Source organism: Natrialba chahannaoensis JCM 10990 (assembly GCF_000337135.1).
GTDB lineage: Archaea > Halobacteriota > Halobacteria > Halobacteriales > Natrialbaceae > Natrialba > Natrialba chahannaoensis.
This window is the reverse complement of the sequence record NZ_AOIN01000067.1, coordinates 81,295-98,399: the sequence shown is the minus strand read 5'-3', so window position 1 is coordinate 98,399 and position 17,105 is coordinate 81,295. Positions and strand designations below refer to the sequence as shown.

Annotated in this window: 17 protein-coding genes; 5 read left to right on the top strand and 12 right to left on the bottom strand. The window is 60.1% G+C overall.

Going from position 1 to position 17,105, the window contains the following annotated elements:
• The 4 genes from C482_RS12865 to C482_RS12850 form a co-directional block, all read right to left on the bottom strand.
• On the bottom strand, positions 1 to 1,146 hold the full coding sequence (locus C482_RS12865) for an ABC transporter ATP-binding protein (RefSeq protein ID WP_006168069.1): 1,146 nt from the start codon (positions 1,144 to 1,146) through the stop codon (positions 1 to 3).
• Between the two features lie 81 nt (positions 1,147 to 1,227).
• Positions 1,228 to 2,370, bottom strand: coding sequence for an ABC transporter substrate-binding protein (locus C482_RS12860; RefSeq protein WP_006168068.1), 1,143 nt, complete (start codon positions 2,368 to 2,370; stop codon positions 1,228 to 1,230).
• A 427-nt stretch (positions 2,371 to 2,797) separates the two neighbouring features.
• Positions 2,798 to 3,115 carry a methyltransferase family protein gene (locus C482_RS22740; RefSeq protein WP_006168067.1) on the bottom strand — a complete coding sequence of 106 codons (318 nt, stop codon included), beginning with the start codon at positions 3,113 to 3,115 and terminating at the stop codon, positions 2,798 to 2,800.
• Positions 3,116 to 3,244: 129 nt separating this feature from the next.
• Complete coding sequence (locus C482_RS12850; RefSeq protein ID WP_006168066.1) at positions 3,245 to 4,144, bottom strand: endonuclease III domain-containing protein; 900 nt, start codon at positions 4,142 to 4,144, stop codon at positions 3,245 to 3,247.
• Positions 4,145 to 4,259: 115 nt separating this feature from the next.
• Here C482_RS12850 and C482_RS12845 point away from each other — a divergent pair, with 115 nt between their 5' ends.
• Positions 4,260 to 4,601, top strand: coding sequence for a hypothetical protein (locus C482_RS12845; protein ID WP_006168064.1), 342 nt, complete (start codon positions 4,260 to 4,262; stop codon positions 4,599 to 4,601).
• Between the two features lie 304 nt (positions 4,602 to 4,905).
• Here C482_RS12845 and C482_RS22410 read toward each other — a convergent pair whose 3' ends face one another.
• The 5 genes from C482_RS22410 to C482_RS12825 form a co-directional block, all read right to left on the bottom strand.
• Positions 4,906 to 5,085, bottom strand: a complete 180-nt coding sequence (locus C482_RS22410) for a hypothetical protein (protein ID WP_083858618.1) — start codon at positions 5,083 to 5,085, stop codon at positions 4,906 to 4,908.
• A gap of 102 nt (positions 5,086 to 5,187) precedes the next feature.
• Positions 5,188 to 5,601 carry a DUF371 domain-containing protein gene (locus C482_RS12840; RefSeq protein WP_006168063.1) on the bottom strand — a complete coding sequence of 138 codons (414 nt, stop codon included), beginning with the start codon at positions 5,599 to 5,601 and terminating at the stop codon, positions 5,188 to 5,190.
• Positions 5,602 to 5,712: 111 nt separating this feature from the next.
• Complete coding sequence (locus C482_RS12835) at positions 5,713 to 7,056, bottom strand: alkaline phosphatase family protein (protein ID WP_006168061.1); 1,344 nt, start codon at positions 7,054 to 7,056, stop codon at positions 5,713 to 5,715.
• A 377-nt stretch (positions 7,057 to 7,433) separates the two neighbouring features.
• Entirely contained in the window at positions 7,434 to 7,619 is a 186-nt protein-coding gene (locus C482_RS12830; RefSeq protein WP_006168059.1) for a hypothetical protein, read from the bottom strand.
• 197 nt (positions 7,620 to 7,816) lie between these two features.
• Positions 7,817 to 8,350: an inorganic diphosphatase gene (locus tag C482_RS12825; RefSeq protein ID WP_006168057.1), complete on the bottom strand. Its 534-nt coding sequence runs from the start codon at positions 8,348 to 8,350 to the stop codon at positions 7,817 to 7,819.
• Positions 8,351 to 8,553: 203 nt separating this feature from the next.
• Here C482_RS12825 and C482_RS12820 point away from each other — a divergent pair, with 203 nt between their 5' ends.
• Positions 8,554 to 8,913 carry a PadR family transcriptional regulator gene (locus C482_RS12820; protein WP_006168056.1) on the top strand — a complete coding sequence of 120 codons (360 nt, stop codon included), beginning with the start codon at positions 8,554 to 8,556 and terminating at the stop codon, positions 8,911 to 8,913.
• A gap of 183 nt (positions 8,914 to 9,096) precedes the next feature.
• Here C482_RS12820 and C482_RS12815 read toward each other — a convergent pair whose 3' ends face one another.
• Both C482_RS12815 and rnhA read right to left on the bottom strand, forming a co-directional pair.
• Positions 9,097 to 9,711: a DUF7108 family protein gene (locus tag C482_RS12815; protein WP_006168055.1), complete on the bottom strand. Its 615-nt coding sequence runs from the start codon at positions 9,709 to 9,711 to the stop codon at positions 9,097 to 9,099.
• Between the two features lie 80 nt (positions 9,712 to 9,791).
• Entirely contained in the window at positions 9,792 to 10,385 is a 594-nt protein-coding gene (rnhA, locus tag C482_RS12810; protein WP_006168053.1) for a ribonuclease HI, read from the bottom strand.
• Positions 10,386 to 10,547: 162 nt separating this feature from the next.
• Between rnhA and C482_RS12805 the strand changes: the two genes are divergently transcribed.
• The gene (locus C482_RS12805) at positions 10,548 to 11,510 is read left to right on the top strand and encodes a transcription initiation factor IIB (protein ID WP_004213785.1); all 963 of its coding nucleotides are present in this window, start codon (positions 10,548 to 10,550) and stop codon (positions 11,508 to 11,510) included.
• 143 nt (positions 11,511 to 11,653) lie between these two features.
• Here the strand turns inward: C482_RS12805 and C482_RS12800 are convergent, their stop codons facing one another.
• Positions 11,654 to 12,184, bottom strand: a complete 531-nt coding sequence (locus C482_RS12800) for a hypothetical protein (protein WP_049896697.1) — start codon at positions 12,182 to 12,184, stop codon at positions 11,654 to 11,656.
• A gap of 256 nt (positions 12,185 to 12,440) precedes the next feature.
• Between C482_RS12800 and gyrB the strand changes: the two genes are divergently transcribed.
• Together gyrB and gyrA are read left to right on the top strand one after the other, a co-directional pair.
• Entirely contained in the window at positions 12,441 to 14,372 is a 1,932-nt protein-coding gene (gene gyrB / locus C482_RS12795) for a DNA topoisomerase (ATP-hydrolyzing) subunit B (RefSeq protein ID WP_006168049.1), read from the top strand.
• Positions 14,373 to 14,385: 13 nt separating this feature from the next.
• Positions 14,386 to 16,920: a DNA gyrase subunit A gene (gene gyrA / locus C482_RS12790; protein WP_006168047.1), complete on the top strand. Its 2,535-nt coding sequence runs from the start codon at positions 14,386 to 14,388 to the stop codon at positions 16,918 to 16,920.
• The last annotated feature ends 185 nt before the right edge of the window (positions 16,921 to 17,105 follow it).

The window sequence follows — 17,105 nt, the reverse complement described above, 5'->3', positions numbered from 1 at the left end:
TTAGAGGGAAACCCGCGTTCCGTCCTCGCGGAAGGCCAGCACGTCTGCGCCGTTCCACTCGAGTCGGATCTGGTCGTCGGCCGACAGCGCGCCGGTACTCGCGTCGGTTCGCTCGGCGAACATGGACGTGCCGTCGATGTCGGCGGAGTAGCGAACGGTCGAGCCGCGGTAGACGACGTTCTCGACGGTGCCGGTGACGGCGGTTCGCGAGCTGCCGTCGGTGGCGAGTTGCTCGCTGGCGTCAGCAGCGGCCGTGCCGCCATCAGCAGACGGTTGGTCGATCGAGAGAATTTCCGGGCGCAACGAGAGCGTGAGTGCCGTTCCCTCGTCGACGGCTGGTTCGGCGTCTGTCGGTAATACGAGTTCGGTGCCGAGGTCGGTGTCGACGTAGACGGCGTCGGCAGTCGCTCGTGTGACGCGACTGTTGACGAAGTTGGTATCGCCGAGGAACGACTCGATGAACTGGTTCTTCGGGTTCTCGTAGACTTCGTCGGGGTCGCCGACCTGGATGAGTTCCCCCTGATCCATGATGCCGATGCGGTCGGCGAGCGTGAACGCCTCGTCCTGGTCGTGGGTGACGTGGACGAAGGTCTCGTCTAAATCCTCGTGGATTTCGCGGAGTTCGATCTGCATGTCCTCGCGCAGGCGCTTGTCGAGGTTCGACAGCGGTTCGTCGAGCAGGAGGACATCCGGATTGACCGCGAGCGAGCGGGCGAGTGCGACGCGCTGTTTCTGGCCGCCGCTCAGGTTCGTCGGATCGTCGTCGCCGTACCCGTCCATCTGGACGCGCTCGAGCATCGACTCGGCCCGTTGTGCGCGCTCGTCGGCCGGGACGCCGCGCATCTTGAGGCCGAACTCGACGTTCTCGCGAACGGTCTTGTGCGGGAACAGTGCCCAGTCCTGGAACACCGTCGAGGTGGTTCGTTCGTATGCCGGATCGTCGGTGACGTCGTCGCCGTTGATCGAGATCTCGCCGCTCGTGGGCGTCTCGAGACCGGCGATCATGCGCAGGGTCGTCGACTTGCCGCTGCCGCTCGGGCCGAGCAGACACAGCAACTCGCCGTCTTCGATTTCGACGGAGACCTCTTCGACGGCGGTCGTCTCGCCGTATTGCTTTTCTAAGTCGTGCAGTGTGATTTCTGACATTGATATGGAGTTGGTATGGAGTGCGCTCAGTGACAGGTAGGTGAAATTGTGGTGTGAGTGATGGAGTGTCGCCGTCGCTGCTCAGGACTGCTGTTGGATCGTCGAGAACTGGTCTGACAGGTGATCGTCGTGGCTCGCGAGGAACTCCCAGTCCGGGAACGCGATGTCCTGTGCCTCCTCGGTCGTCGTCGGAAGGTCGTCCTCGAGTCCCTCGGCGTACTCGATGTCCTCGTTGCTGAACACCATCGGCGCGTGTTCGGACCACTCGGACTGCACGTCGGCGTCGAGCAGGAAGTTGATGAACTCCTCTGCCTCGGCGCGTTTGTCGGTGCCGCGGACGACACACCAGTTGTTGAGCCAGCCAGTTGTCTGGTCGGGCATCGTGTGGGTCAGCCCGTCGTAGTCGTCGATGTCGTAGGCGGTCTGGTCGTAGTACCACTGGGCGACATCGATGACGCCGTTTTCAAAGGCTCGCCAGATGTCCTCGCCGGAGCTCGCCCAGCTCTGGACGTTCCAGTCCTCGACCTGATCGAGCACGTCGTCGTGGTAGGCCTCGTCGTGCATCTCGCCAGCACCGTCTTCCTCGTCCATGCCGATCGCGGCGGCGTAGAGCGGGTACCACCAGAAGCCGGTATCGACGCCGATACCGGTGCTGTCGGCGACGGCCGACGAGGAGAGGTCGCCCCACTGTTCGGGGTCAACGTCTGCGTCCTCCCGGTGGATGATGGTACACGGCGCGCCGTCGACGGGGAGCCCGTACTCCGTGTCGCGCATTTCGCTGTAGAAGTCGATGATACCGTCGGCGTTCGGGATATTCTCCTCGCGAATCGGCTCGAAGAGGTCCTGCTGACGGCCGTAGTAGTAGAAGTTCCCCTCGGCAACGGTGACGTCGAACGGCGGGTTATCCTCAGGTGCCGACTGGATGTCGGCCAGGATTTCGTCCCAGCCACGGTGAATCTCGATTTCGGTGTCGTGGTCAGCCTCGTATCGGTCGACAACACCTTCCTCGAAGCGATCTGCGTAATTGCCGCTCCAGATACTCACGCGCAGCGGGTCCCCACTGCCGAGCAGTTCGGCACAGCCGGCGAGGGCAGTGACAGAACCAACCGCCGTTGCGGAGAGTAACCGCCGTCTCGAGGTAGATCCAGCCGATGTGGTAGTTGAAGCGTCGATCGCGGACTTCGTCTCGTCAACCTCTGCATCCCGTTCTGGGCCTGCAGCCATTGGTGCCCCGGTTCTACCCCGATTGCGACATAAAACCGTTGTGATGTTCGAACTACATCTTGTGACTCATGACCATACACTCCACAGGAAGCGACGCTCACTCACTATTGGCCGTCAATGTTGACACGGAGTCGTCTGTCCCAACAACCTCACCCTACCAGACCAGATGAGAAAGTGAACTATCACATATATGACGGTAAATAGCCACGGACAAGCGGTACAGAACCGAGCGGTTCGCTTATTCGACGACTCGGCGAAGAACCCGTGACAGAGGAAACCAGCGCGGGACACGCTCTGCATATGCATCGAACGCCTCGCCGTGTTCGGCCGCCAGATGCGGCTCCTCGTACCTCACGACGCGTCTGTGAAAGCCGAGCAGACAGCCGACCGCCCACCAACTGACGAGCGCTGATCGGTACCGAATCGCCTAGCCAACAACGACCAGTACGACACCGATATACATCGGATTCCGGCTGTAGGCGTAGACACCACCGGTGACGAGTTCGTCCGGTTCATCGCTCGGCGATGGTGTCCCGTCACTGTCCGCAAACCGGAACGCGGTGTGCAGATACAGGAGAACGCCACCGACCAGAGAGAGTTGTCCAAGGCGCTGGACCGACGACAACTCGAGTACGTCGTACTCGAGATCACTCCGCCCAAGCAGCCAGGGAATCAGTCCGGCGACGGTGCCCGGAACGAGGACAGTGAAGACGGCGGTCTTCAGGAGTGTCAGGGGGCGTGCCATAGGGAGTGTGGTACTCGAGTGCGGAAATAGCTCTAGTGACACTGCAACGATGTACACATTGGTCGCACGGCAGTCGTACGAATCAGGTATGTAGTGACTTGCAGTGGCTACTATACACCCTAGCGCAGGTTACGTCGGCGCGTCAGCAGGATCGACGACCTCGCCCGTCTCGGGGTAGACACCGACCTGGTCGCAGATGTCGGCCATCGGGCACGCCTCAGGGTCCTCGAGACAGGCCGGTTTTCGCGCGGTACAGCACTCGCGGCCGAACTGGATCGTGGCCGTGTGTCCGAAGCCGCACTTCGCGGCCGGCACCTCGGCCTCGAGAACCGCGCGGACCTCCTCGTGGTCGGCCTCGGCGGGTGCGATACCCATGCGCCGGTAGATTCGGTGGACGTGCGTGTCAACCGGGAAGACGCCGCCGCGGCCGCCAGCAAAGAGAAGAACACAGTCGGCCGTCTTTGGACCGACCCCGCGCACGTCGAGGAGCGTCTCGCGAACGGTGTCGGGAGCTTCATCTGTGACGAATCGGTCGAACTCGGCCGCGGAGCCAAACTCGTCACAGACCCACTCAGCCGCGCCGATGAGCATCTCGGATTTCTGGTTGTAGAGCCCCGCGGAACTGATGGTCTCGGCAAGTTGTGACTGCTCGGCGTGTGCGAGTGCGACCGCAAGGTCCGCTTCGCCGTCGTTGGCTGGCGTGGGTCCCGTCTCGGCTTCGGCGCTGGCTCCCGTTTCATCCGCACGTGAACTCGAGTGCCCGTAGCGTTCGATCAGTGCATCGTGTGCTGGCTGGCTTGCTTTGTCGCTCGTGTTCTGACTCAGAATCGTGCGGACGAGACAGGTGAAAGCGTCCTGTCCGCCGTAGGTCTTCTGCCAGTAGCGCTCCCCGAGCCGGTCGACGACGCGTTCGGCTCGCGTTTCGGCGGTTGCAGGATCGAACGAGGTGGCGACATCGCCACCTGTCGTCCCACCGCTGATGTTGACATCGGGTTCTGGATCCGCCGGTTGTTCCGACTCGTCGCTCATACGGTTCTGTCAGGGAGACATGCGTATCGGTTTTTCTCTGCGGTCCAGATTGGATTGATCGATAGCGAACGCATCGCCGTATCGTTTTAAGTTCGTCTGGCGGTAGTATTCGCGTGTGACCGCTGAGTCGCCACTTGATACGATTCGTATTACCACGACAGCACGCAAGAAATGCGACCGCTATCTCACGCCAGCAGAGCTGAAGACCACTCTCCGAGACCGATCTGGCTACGTCTGCCGGAAAGTCTCGCCGAACCACGAAGGGTTGTACGACAAAACGAAATTTATTATTCGAGGGACATTCTTCGACATCGACCTCGACATTGTGTTCGTCGTTGAGTCTGATCACATCGTGATCCTAACCCAGATGTCACAACACGCTGATAGCCTCCGTGGACAGTTCTACGAACAGGTCGGAACGACGGTGGCAGACGCAGTCGCGGCAGTACCGGAGTGACACGGCCCCACACAACAACCAAACAAATCGTAGAGTAACTCCAGAATCGATGAGCGGCGCTCCAATCAGCGCTCTACGATCGAGACCGAAACTCGTCTCGGCGTCAACCACCTCGCTCGGCTTCGCCGTGCGAACGTGACCTTGGTTCCGTGAGTTTCGAGAAATTGCCATAGTGTGTGCCGCTACAACACAAATTTGCCGTGAAACAGTGGAATCCACGCCGTATGGCTGTTCAACACAGTCGATTTAATAGCACACAGAAGCTCTAGCACCAGCAGCACTAACAGCACCAAAAACCAAGAACTCAGTGACGTAGCGGGTCCTCGACCTTACACGCAAACGTCTCCTCGCACTCGTCACACGTCGCCGATCTATCGTAGCCATCTCGAAGCGAACCAGTCCGTTCACGCGTCCTGAGTACTGTTCGATCGATATCGACAGCAGTCTTCGCCGAGCAGTGCGGACAAATAACGCGTTGTGACATACTGACCGATTCTCGTTCTCTGCCATTTGTGTTGTGGCCGTTCGGGTCGTCTTGGCCCAACAGCACGACGAATTACCTGCCACATACTGCGAATACAGCGTGCTACTCGACCCTGAACGTCACCGTCACGTCTGCACCCGCCGCAAGCGCCTCGATAAGATCGCGATCGAACCCATCCGCAGCAAACTCAGCCCCCACCATAATCGTCCGGTCATCGACGTAGTCACTGGTCCGGCCAACCGCGCTTCGTTCGTTCGTGTACTCGAGTGCCGGATCTCCACGACCGGTCACTGTTTCGGTGTGGCCGTCGGCCTCGATGGTGACGGTAATGGTGGCGTCGGCGTCCTGGCACGCGGTAATGAAGTCGGGGTCGAAGTCCGCAGGTGCGCGGTCGGCGTTGATAGCGAGGATACAGTCACCTGCGGGTGTGAGATAGTCGTCGGTGGTTACCTCGAACGTGCTTGTGTGCTCGGCGCGGACATGCTCGTGACCCTGAGCGTGGATGTGTTCCTCCATAGTGTCTCTGGTTGGCGGTACGTCGCCGGGCGGAAAACGGACTCGAATCGACGAGCGGGAAACAGCGATAGTGGGAGAGCGACAACAGGAAACCGCCCGCAAGTCACCGATTCAGGCCAGACTTGCGCCGTCGAACTCGCCGCGACTGTACTCGATGTCTAGCAGGTCGAGAATCGTCGGCGTGATGTCGAAGAGGTCAGCATCGCCGATCGAGGCACTCGGCTCGTCGATGTACAGCGAAGTGTCGTCGAAGCTGTGCATCCCGTTTCGCGGACCGGTCGTGAATACCTCAGAATCGGCCTTGAAGCCGGACTTGAGATCGAATCCCTTGCTCGGAATTGCGACCAGATCGGGCGCGATATCGTCGTGATCGCCACGGAACGCATCTTCTTTTTCCACGACGCGTTCGACCACCTTGTTTCCGTCCGGGCCCTCGAGTGCCTCGAGAGCTGCCTTGAGTTCGTCCCGGACGTCGTCGTACTCGTCTTCGGAAACGGAGCCGCGAGGTTCGCGGCCTTCGAGGTTGATGTAGAAACGGCCGGGGATGAACGAGTAGGCCTTCGTCTCCGCTGCGATGTCTCCCAGTTCCTCGGGATCGTTGTCCTGGAAGGAGAGCCAGCCCTCTTCGCGGAGCCATTCGTTGAAGTGGACCTCGTAGTCCAGACTGGTGAATCCGTGGTCGGAGGCAACGATCATGGTCACGTCGTCGGGCAGCGCCTCGCGCAGGCGGCCGATGTAGTCATCGACCTTCTGGTAGAACTCGATGAACTCGTCCTTGTACTGCCCGTCACGCTCGTAGTCCTTGAAGAGGAAGTGGTTGACCCGGTCGGTCGTCATGAAGACACCGAAGAACAGGTCCCAGTCGTCCTCCTCGATGTAGTGTTTGAACGCCTCAAACCGGGCGTCGAGGGTTGCGTGGGCGTCCTCGATGAATTCCTCTTTGTTCTCCTCGTGACCCAGTTTCGGGTTGACGTCGATCCGGTAATCAAGTGTGTCGAGGTAGTCGCGGACGTCGTCCGGATAGGCAGCCTTCTCGAGACCTGGCGAGAGGAAGCCCGAAACCATTCGCTGGACGTTGCGTTGGGGTGGGAAGGTGACGGGGACGTTCATCACGGTGGCCCGGCGGCCCTCCTCCTGGACGCGATCCCAGACGCGGTCGGCCTGGACTTCGTTGCCCATTGGGACGTAGGTATCGTAGGTGCCGACCTCGCGATCCTGGAAGCCGTAGACACCGGTCTCACCGGGATTAACACCGGTCGTCAACGACGGCCAGCAGGCGCTCGATTCCGGCGGAACGATACTCGAAATTTCGCCCGCCGTCCCCTCGTCGGCGAGTGTTGCAAAGTTCGGGAACAGGTCTTCGTTCTCCGAGAGTAGACTGTACGGCACGCCGTCGACCCCAATAAATGCGACGCGGGGGGCATCATCGCCCCGCAACCGGTCGAATAGACCCATGGACGGACGTAGTTCAACCGTATACAAGAAGGTTCGTTTCGGGACACTCTTTTGAGAAGGACGAAACCCTTCTCAGCGGACGGGGCCCTCGATATGGGAGCGCTGTAACTATAGTAGCCACTGCAAGTCACTGCGCACCTGATCGCACGACGGCAGCGCGGTTCGGAGCGAGTGAACTGAACGAGAACCGCGAACGTGCGATCAGTGTGTAACTAGTTGCAGGTGTTACTATAGACAACAGAGAAGGTAGCAGTGAAAGACGCGACCCGAGGAGGAGGGCGTTACTACGGTGTCTCATACGGACTACTGTAAGTCATTTCCGGCTCGACCGCGAGCCGTCCTGCGGTCAGGCCGGTAAACCGTTACAGCAGACCGTATCAGTCGTCCCGACCATCAGCAGCGGCGTCAGTGTTGGGGTCAGAACTGGCGGTTGACTCGAGGGTTGCATCTTCCTCGGCGGCCTCGAAGTTGGTCGGGACGACCGTCACGTGACGCATTCCGACACCGGCTGCCTGCTCGTTGGCCGGTACCGATTCACGCGAGGACGGGTTGGTTACTGCCATGACGGATCAGTGTATCACCTACACAGGGTTAAAATTACCCATGCTCATAATGCATGAGCGACCCGTGGTTGGATAACCATGGTGAATTGACTCTCCGAATGGTGTCGAGATTGGTGCACGTCCGTCGAAGCAAAAGTGGTGGGAAACGGTAGGAAACGACTGGAAACAACGAGAATGACGAGAAAAGAGTGTCGAGGCTATTCGAAGTTCTCTTCGTAGAGGTCCTGGGCGTGCTCGATCGCGTCGTAGGCCGCTTGCTTGTCCTCCCAGCCCAGCGTCTCGACTTCCTTATCCGCTTCGAGGTTCTTGTACGTCGCGAAGAACTCGTCGATCTCGTCGAGTTGCTGCTGTGGGATGTCCTCGAGATCTTCGATGTGATCGTAGCGTGGGTCCTCCGTCGGAACGGCAATGACCTTGTCGTCCTGTTCGCCGTCGTCGTCCATCTTCATCAGGGCGACGGGGCGGGCTTCGATGACACAGCCGGGGAACGTCTGATCTTCGACGAGGACGAGCACGTCGAAGGGGTCTTCGTCGTCGTAGTACGACTGCGGGATGAACCCGTAGTCACTGGGGTAGTGAACGTTGCTGTGGAGTACGCGGTCGAGGACGACGCCCGGCACGTCCTTGTCGTACTCGTACTTGTTCCGTTCGCCCTTGAGACACTCGACGACAGCGTAGATCTCTTCGGGTGGATTCGGTCCGGTCTCGATATCTTCCCAGAGATTGACCATGCACCGCACTCTCCACGGTGGATCAAAAAGTACTTTCCTAATCACGTTTCACGTTCTACGTGACGGTTGCCAGACAGCCGACACACACGGGCACCGAGTACAGACCCGCCTGTACTCATCGTCAGCGGTTAGATGCGATCTAACCCGACGATATTACCGAATGGTTGGCAAGTCTTAAATAGTCTGGTGACATTTGCACAGGTATGTCAGAGGCACAATCAATCACCGGCGAACAGAGTATTGCACGAGAACTTACAGCGTTCCAGAACAACATCCTCGTCATCCTCGCCAAGGAACCGATGTACGGCCTGGCGATCAAGCGCGAACTCGAGGACTACTACGGAACCGAAGTCAACCACGGGCGTCTTTACCCCAACCTCGACGAGCTCGTCGACCTCGGGCTGGTCGAAAAGAGCGAACTCGACAAGCGGACCAACCAGTACTCGCTGACCGACGACGGCTACGACGCCGTCCTCGACGGCCTCAGCTGGACCCTCTCGAAGGTCGTCACGGGCGACGACCGCGCCGACGAGATCAGCGAGATCATCGAGAACAGCTACTGAACTGTCGGGCAGTTCGGTACTTCGTTTTGCGGTCCGCGCGTCAGTACAAGAGTAGATAGCGAACAGTCCAACGGGACGATAGCAAACACCGCGACAGCGCAACAGCACTCCAGTTACGCTCCAGTACGAACGGCCGACTCCCCTCCTCAGACTCGTTCGCAACCACACGTTCGCACCAACGCTCTACTCGCTATCCTCACCAACGGCGTCATCCAGTGCCGGCTGTGCTGTCTCTCTCTCGATCCCCGGGTACGGTTCGTCGGCTACTTCGAATACCAACTCGAGTGACTCCTCGAGCACAGCCGTCTGTGCTTCAGTTGGCCACGCGTTTCGAACGACGTACTCGGAGCTGAACTCCGCGAGTTCCGCGGGAGTCAGCGATGTGATCGGCTTCGCGTAGTGGTTGCCAGCGAAATCTGCGAGCAGGCGTGCGTTCTCGCCGTGAACGTCGTCGTACTCCTCGCGGACCGCTTCGGCGAGTTCTCGGTTAGCAGCGTCGGCGGTCTCCCAGTCGTCCGGATCGGCAGTGCCCTCGAGTTGGATCTCGACCGCGCGCGAGAGGTCGTCGATCTGGTCGGTTCTGATGACGCCTTCCTCGCTATCGTGCCACTCGGCGGGGTGGAGCACGAGGACGGCATCGCCCTCGTTGCGGATACGGGAGCGGTACTCGTGGGAGGCCAACAGGTCGTCTCGGCGGTCCTCGTAGGCTGTTGCCTCGTTCTCGTCAGGCGTCTTGCGTGCGAGGCGAGTGAGGCGTTCGGCGTCCTCGGCGACGTCATCGGGGAGATCAGCAGTCATACAAGAGTGTTCGTGCGCGAGGGTTTGTGGCTTGCTGATCCGGCGTTCGAGCAGTCACCCGGTGGTCCTGACCGACGTGCTTACGAGCCATCCAGTGCTTCGTTCGCGAGTTCGTCCGCCCGACTGTTGACCTCACGTGGAACGTGTTCCAGCGTCCACTCGTCGAACGCGCGCAACAGCTCGTGGACCGTCACGCGCCGCTCCCGCAGCTCCGGATTGTTCGTGTTGTACTCTCCGCGCACCTGTTTGACGATGAGTTCCGAATCTCCGCGGACGTGAATCTCGTCGTAGTCGTAATCGCGCGCGGCCTCGAGTGCAGCGATCAGCGCCTCGTACTCCGCCTGGTTGTTCGTCGCGCGCCCAATTCGTTTGCTGCCTTCCGCGACGATCCCCTCGCTCGTAACGATCACCCAGCCGATTCCCGCCGGACCGGGGTTCCCGCGCGCGCCACCGTCGAAGTAAACGTGTGCGCGACCACCGCCCTCGCGAAGGATGGACTCGAGTACCCGGGGCTCGCTACCCTGGATGACGATCTTGTTATCGTAGGCGACAGCGGTTGCATCGCCGCGGCTCGCACGCCAGCGTTCGTGGTCGGTGTTTCCGGATTCGACGGCGACACCGGCGTCTGTGAGGCGTTCACGCGCATCGTCGACGTCACACTCGATGACCGGCATTCGGTGCTGTGGTCGGCCAGTTTCAAATAAAGGTTTTCCGGTTTCAAATCGTAAACTTCGAATCTGAGTCCTTATATCGCCCGATTTCGGGCTTCTTTCGTCAACAGCCGAAACATGCTACCAAAGGTTTATGTATGCTGGTGATACTACTATAAAAGTGCGATGACACGGTCCACCCGCCAGCGGGAGCGAACGCGTGAGAAGGACGAGACCGAAGATCAGGAGGGGGTACGTGCCTGCCCCGAGTGTGAATCGGATAATCTCGTAAAGGACTCCGACCGGGGTGAGCTCATCTGTGAGGACTGTGGGCTCGTCGTGGAGGAAGAAAAAATCGACCCAGGCCCTGAGTGGCGGGCGTTTAACCACCAGGAACGGCAGGAGAAGTCCCGTGTCGGTGCCCCAACGACACAGACGATGCACGACAAGGGGCTGACGACGACGATCGACTGGAAAGACAAGGACGCCTACGGACGCTCTATCTCCTCGAAAAAGCGCAGTCAGATGCACCGACTGCGAAAATGGCAAGAGCGTATTCGGACGAAGGACGCTGGCGAACGCAATCTGCAGTTCGCACTCAGTGAGATCGACCGGATGGCATCCGCGCTCGGTGTCCCGCGATCCGTCCGCGAAGTCGCGTCGGTGATCTACCGCCGCGCGCTCAAAGAAGACCTCATTCGTGGGCGCTCGATCGAAGGTGTCGCAACGTCTGCGCTGTATGCTGCCTGTCGAAAAGAAGGAATTCCACGCAGTCTCGAAGAAATTTCGGAAGTCTCACGCGTCGAACGCAAGGAAATCGGTCGAACGTATCGGTATATCTCGCAGGAACTCGGCCTCGAGATGCGCCCCGTCGACCCGAAAAAGTACGTTCCCCGCTTCTGTTCTGAACTCGAACTGTCCGAAGAAGTCCAGACCAAGGCCAACGAAATCATCGAGAAGACGGCCGAGGAAGGGCTCCTTTCGGGCAAGTCTCCGACCGGGTATGCCGCCGCTGCGATCTATGCTGCGTCGCTTCTCTGCAACGAGAAGAAGACGCAGCGCGAGGTTGCAGACGTGGCACAGGTGACCGAAGTCACCATCCGAAACCGGTACCAGGAACAGATCGAAGCGATGGGAATCCACGGGTAACACCGTTCGCTCGCGGTTGCGGTCAACAGTTATAGTCCTTTTTTGCTGCACCAACCGATCGATGACCGGCTGGTGTGACGGGTCACGGATGGCGGGTGGGAGGTGACGAGTCGCGAATGACGAGTGGCAGGACAGGTCACGGATCACTGCCCACGTCGGTCGTACACCGCAGTCTCACGAGCGTCGGCTTTGCCTCGCCGCAGTCGCGCCGTGGCGGCGCTGTAACTCCCGATCACGAACACGAAAAGACCAACGGCGGCAGTCATCGCCGCGCTGAAGTCGTTCGCCGCTGCGACGGTGCCAGTGTCGGGGCCGATGACAAACGGCGATGCGACGAGCCAGAGACCGAGGATCGCAGTGAGTGTCGCGACACCGACGCTTCCGAACGCCGCGTCCGCTCTCTTGGCGTAGTTGTATGCCCCAGTTGCGATCAGCGCTGTGCCGACGAGAAGTGCGTTCCAGAGTTGCCCCGCGACGATATCGAAGGCAGCGGCCTGTATAATCGCAACGGCCCCGAGAACGACAATACTTGCCGAAAGCCACCGCCCGCGTCGGTTCGGGTTGGGGTTGTGCACGATGACATCTCGCGCAGTTGCACAGTGCCCGGAACGCCCCCGCTGGTCGTGTTTCGCGCTCGGTTCGTGCTCGTCTGCGTCCCAGGTTGGTCTAGTCATCGGATATGCGGCGCTCATTTGCCGGTCGAAAAGAATCTGGTGCCCACTCCTGCAGGTATGGATCAAATTCGATGTCTGCACACTGCAGTTCCCTTCTCTCGAAACAAGCGGGAGTGACGGTGCGGGCAGTATGTACGTCCATCTGAGAACTGCGATGAACGGACAGATGACGGGGCCTCGCAGCCGTTCGCGCTCGCGCGCGTACGTGAGTTTTATTAGGGGTCGGCCACTACCCGAAAACAGGTTTTAGAGTTATATGTCCCAGGAAAGCGAGTACGGAGCCGGACAGATTCAGGTCTTGGAAGGCCTGGAAGCCGTGCGCAAACGGCCGGCGATGTACATCGGTTCTACCGACTCTCGAGGCCTCCATCATCTCGTCTACGAAGTGGTGGACAACTCGATCGACGAGGCACTGGCCGGACACTGCGACGAGATCACCGTCTCGATCAACGAAGACGGTTCGGTTAGCGTCGCGGACGATGGCCGGGGAATCCCCGTCGACACGCACGAAGAGTACGACCGCCCCGCACTCGAGGTCATTCTAACCGTCCTCCACGCGGGTGGCAAGTTCGACAACAAGTCTTACCAGGTCTCTGGCGGCCTCCACGGTGTGGGTGTGAGCGTCGTCAACGCGCTCTCGACCCGACTCGAGACGACCGTCAAACGCGACGGGGGTGTCTACAAGCACGCCTTCGAAATCGGCGAACCCGTCGGCGACATGGAGCGCGTCCGCGACATGAAGCCAGACGAGGAGACCGGCACCGAGATTCAGTTCTGGCCGGACGAGGACATCTTCGAGACGACCGATATGTCGTTCTCGACGCTGTCGAACCGACTTCGCGAACTGGCCTTCCTGAACTCGGGGGTTCGCATCACGCTCCGCGACGAGCGCGAGCGAACCGAAGCGGGCGAGGCCGTCGCAGAGACCTACGAGTACGAAGGTGGCATCCGCGAGTTCGTCGAGTACCTGAACGAGACGCGCTCGGCAATGCACGAGGACATTATCTACTTCGAAGACGAAGATCAGAACGTCCGCGTCGAGGTGGCAATACAGGCCACCAAGGAGCTCCAGGGCTCGATTCACGCTTTCGCGAACAACATTAACACTCGCGAGGGTGGCACCCACCTCACCGGGTTCAAGACGGCGCTCACGCGCGTCATCAACGACTACGGCAACGAGAACAATCTGCTCTCGGATATCGAGGAGAACCTCAAGGGCGAAGACATCCGCGAGGGCCTCACTGCCGTCGTCTCCGTCAAACATCCCGACCCGCAGTTCGAGGGCCAGACGAAGACGAAACTCGGCAACTCGGAGGTCCGCGGAATCGTCGAGGGTGCCATGCACGACTGCCTCGGCACCTACTTCGAGGAACATCCCGACACCGCCCAGGCCATCGTGATGAAGGCCGTCGAGGCGGCAAAGGCACGCAAAGCCGCCCAGAAGGCTGAGGAGTTGACCCGCCGCAAGTCGGCACTCGAGTCCACCTCGCTGCCGGGTAAGCTGGCGGACTGTCAGACCAAGGACCCAGAGGAGGCAGAACTGTTCATCGCGGAGGGAGACTCCGCAGGTGGGAGTGCAAAACAGGCCCGGAATCCGGAGTTCCAGGCCGTGTTGCCGATCAAGGGGAAGATTCTGAACGTCGAGAAACACCGACTCGACCGCATTCTGGAGAACGACGAGATCCGGAACATGATCACCGGGATCGGCGCGGGGATCGGTGACGAGTTCGATGTCGAGGACGTCCGGTACAAGAAGATCATCATGGCGACGGACGCTGACGTCGACGGGGCGCACATCCGGACGCTCATGCTCACGTTCTTCTACCGGCACATGCGGCCGCTACTCGAGGGTGGCTACGTCTATGCAACCCAGCCGCCGCTGTATCGCATCCGATATCGTGGCGAGACCTACGATGCGATGACGGACGTGGAACGAGACGAAATCGTCGAAGAGAAGTGCGACGGCAACCCCTCGCAGGTCCAGCGGTTCAAGGGTCTCGGCGAGATGAACCCCGAACAGCTCTGGGAGACGACGATGAACCCGGAGAACCGCATCCTCAAGCAGATCACGGTCGAGGACGCGGCCGCCGCGGACAAGATGTTCTCGGTACTGATGGGCGACGCCGTCGAGCCGCGCAAGCAGTTCATCAAGGAGAACGCGCCGGAAGCCGAGTGGATCGACATCTAGTGGTGAGACAGACATGAGTTCAGACGTACCCGATCCGACAGACGTAGAGGCTCGTGCGGTCGAAAACGTCCGCATCGAAGACGAGATGGAACAGAGCTACATTGACTACGCGATGTCCGTCATCGCGGGTCGTGCTCTCCCAGACGTCCGTGACGGCCTGAAACCCGTCCATCGGCGCATCCTGTATGCGATGCACGAGATGGGCGTCACCTCGCGGTCGTCCCACCGCAAGTCCTCCTCGATCGTCGGGGAGACGATGGGTGACTACCACCCCCACGGCGACAGCGCGATCTACGATACCCTGGTCCGCATGGCTCAGGACTTCTCGATGCGCTACCCGCTCGTGGACGGGCAGGGGAACTTCGGCTCCATGGACGGCGACCCGGCCGCAGCGCCCCGGTACACTGAGGCCCGGATGGCCGCCGTCTCCGAGGAGCTACTCGAGGACATCGACAAGGATACGGTCGATTTCTCGTCGAACTACGACGACCGTCTGCAGGAACCGGACGTCCTTCCGTCGGCGTTCCCGAACCTGCTGGTCAACGGCTCCTCAGGGATCGCCGTCGGAATGTCGACCAACATTCCGCCGCACAACCTCGGTGAGGTCATCGACGCGACGATCGAACTGATCGATGACCCCGACGCAACGGTCGAGGACCTGATGGAGCACGTCAAGGGTCCCGACTTTCCGACCGGAGCGAACATCGTCGGCCGCGACGCCATCTACTCGGCGTACAAGACCGGCCGCGGGCGCATTCGTGTGCGTGCCGAGTTCGAGGTCGAGGAGTGGAAAAACGGGCGCGAGCGCATCGTCATCACCGAACTGCCCTACCAGGAGAACAAGGCTCGTCTCGTCGAGCGCATCGCCGAGGACGTCACCGAGGGCGATATCGAGGGAATCTCGGACCTGCGCGACGAGTCCGACCGCGACGGCGTCCGCATCGTCGTCGAGTGCAAGCGCGGCGCGAACGTCGAGGTCGTGAAGAACAAGCTACTCGAGAACCACCTCGAGAAAACCTTCGGTGTCATCAACCTCGCGCTAGTCGACGGCCAGCCACAGGTGCTGTCGCTGAAGGAGACCTTAGAGGAGTACATCGCCCACCGCCGCGAGGTTGTTCGTCGGCGCAGCGAGTACGATCTCACGGAGGCCGAGGACCGCGCACACATTCTCGAAGGCCGGCTGAAGGCCGTCGAGAACGCAGAGGATGTCGTCGATCTGATCCGCAACAGCGAGACGCGCGATGATGCGAAAGCGGCGCTGCAGGAAGCGTACGACTTCTCCGAGGAACAGGCGACTCACATCGTCCGAATGCAACTTGGTAGCCTCACCTCGATGGAAGCCGCGGAGATTGAGGACGAGTACGAGGATGTTCAGGCCGAGATCGAGCGCCTGACGACGATTCTCGAAAGCGAGCAGGAACTGCTCTCGGTCATCAAGGAGGAACTCCGCGAGATCAAAGACGAGTACGACGACGACCGTCGGACCTCGATTATCGAGGACCAGGGGACGGTCACTCACGAGGATCTCATTCCAGAGGAGGAGGTGTTCGTCGTCATGACCGAAGACGACTACGTCAAGCGGATGCCAATCAACCAGTTCGATCCCCAGGGCCGGGGCGGCAAGGGGATCATCGGCGCTGATGTCAAAGAAGATGACCGTGTCGCGACGGTCTTCCGAGCGAACACACACGACTACCTGCTCTGCTTTACGAACCAGGGCAAAGTCTATCAGCTCAAGACCTACGAAATTCCCGAGATGGGCCGCACGGCCCGCGGGAAGTCCGCAGTCAATATCCTCGATCTCGACTCCGGTGAGGATATCACGGCAATCGTCGACACCGACGCCTTCGGCGACGACGAGTTCGTCACGATGGCGACCCGACACGGCTACGTGAAGCGAACCGCCGGCTCGGAGTTCGACAACATCCGATCGACCGGAATCATCGCAGCCGACTTGCAGGAGGGTGACGAACTCGTCGACGTCGAGGTCACCGACGGCACCAAAGACCTCGTCATCGCCAGCGAGAACGGCATGACCATTCGGTTCGACGAGGACGAAGTCAGGGCGATGGGCCGCAACGCTCGCGGAGTCAACGGCATCGACCTCCAGGGCGATGACGCCGTGGCTGGGCTGGTCGCGACTGACGAGGGCGACGAGCAGAATCTGCTGACGGTGACACAGAACGGCTACGGGAAGCGGACACCGCTCTCTGAGTATCGCACCCAGTCTCGCTACGGCAAGGGACTGATCGACATCAAGACCGGCGAGCGAAACGGTCCCGTCACGACCGCGAAGGCGGTCGCGGCAGACGACCAGCTGGTGATGATGAGCGAGCGCGGCCAGATCGTACGCACCCGCGTCGACGAGGTTTCGACGGTCGGGCGTAATACCATGGGCGTGATCGTGATGGATGTCGAAGACGGCGATGCGGTCGCCAGCGTCGATGTCATTCCGGCTGCGGTGAGTGAAGCCGATGACGAAGATGATGACGAAGATGAAGACGAGGATGAAGACGCTGAGACAGTTGAAGCGGACACAGCCAACTAACGCAGGCTGAATTCAGACAGAGTGGACTGAATCAGCTGAATCAAGCCCATTCAGCGTCTTTAATCACTGCCAATGCATAAACCAGCCTGATCGCTGTTTTTGGGACCGGGCGAACAACAACAACAACAACACCACATCGTGTGGTAACGACAGTGAACCAATAGCGGTTCGTTTCCAGTCACCAA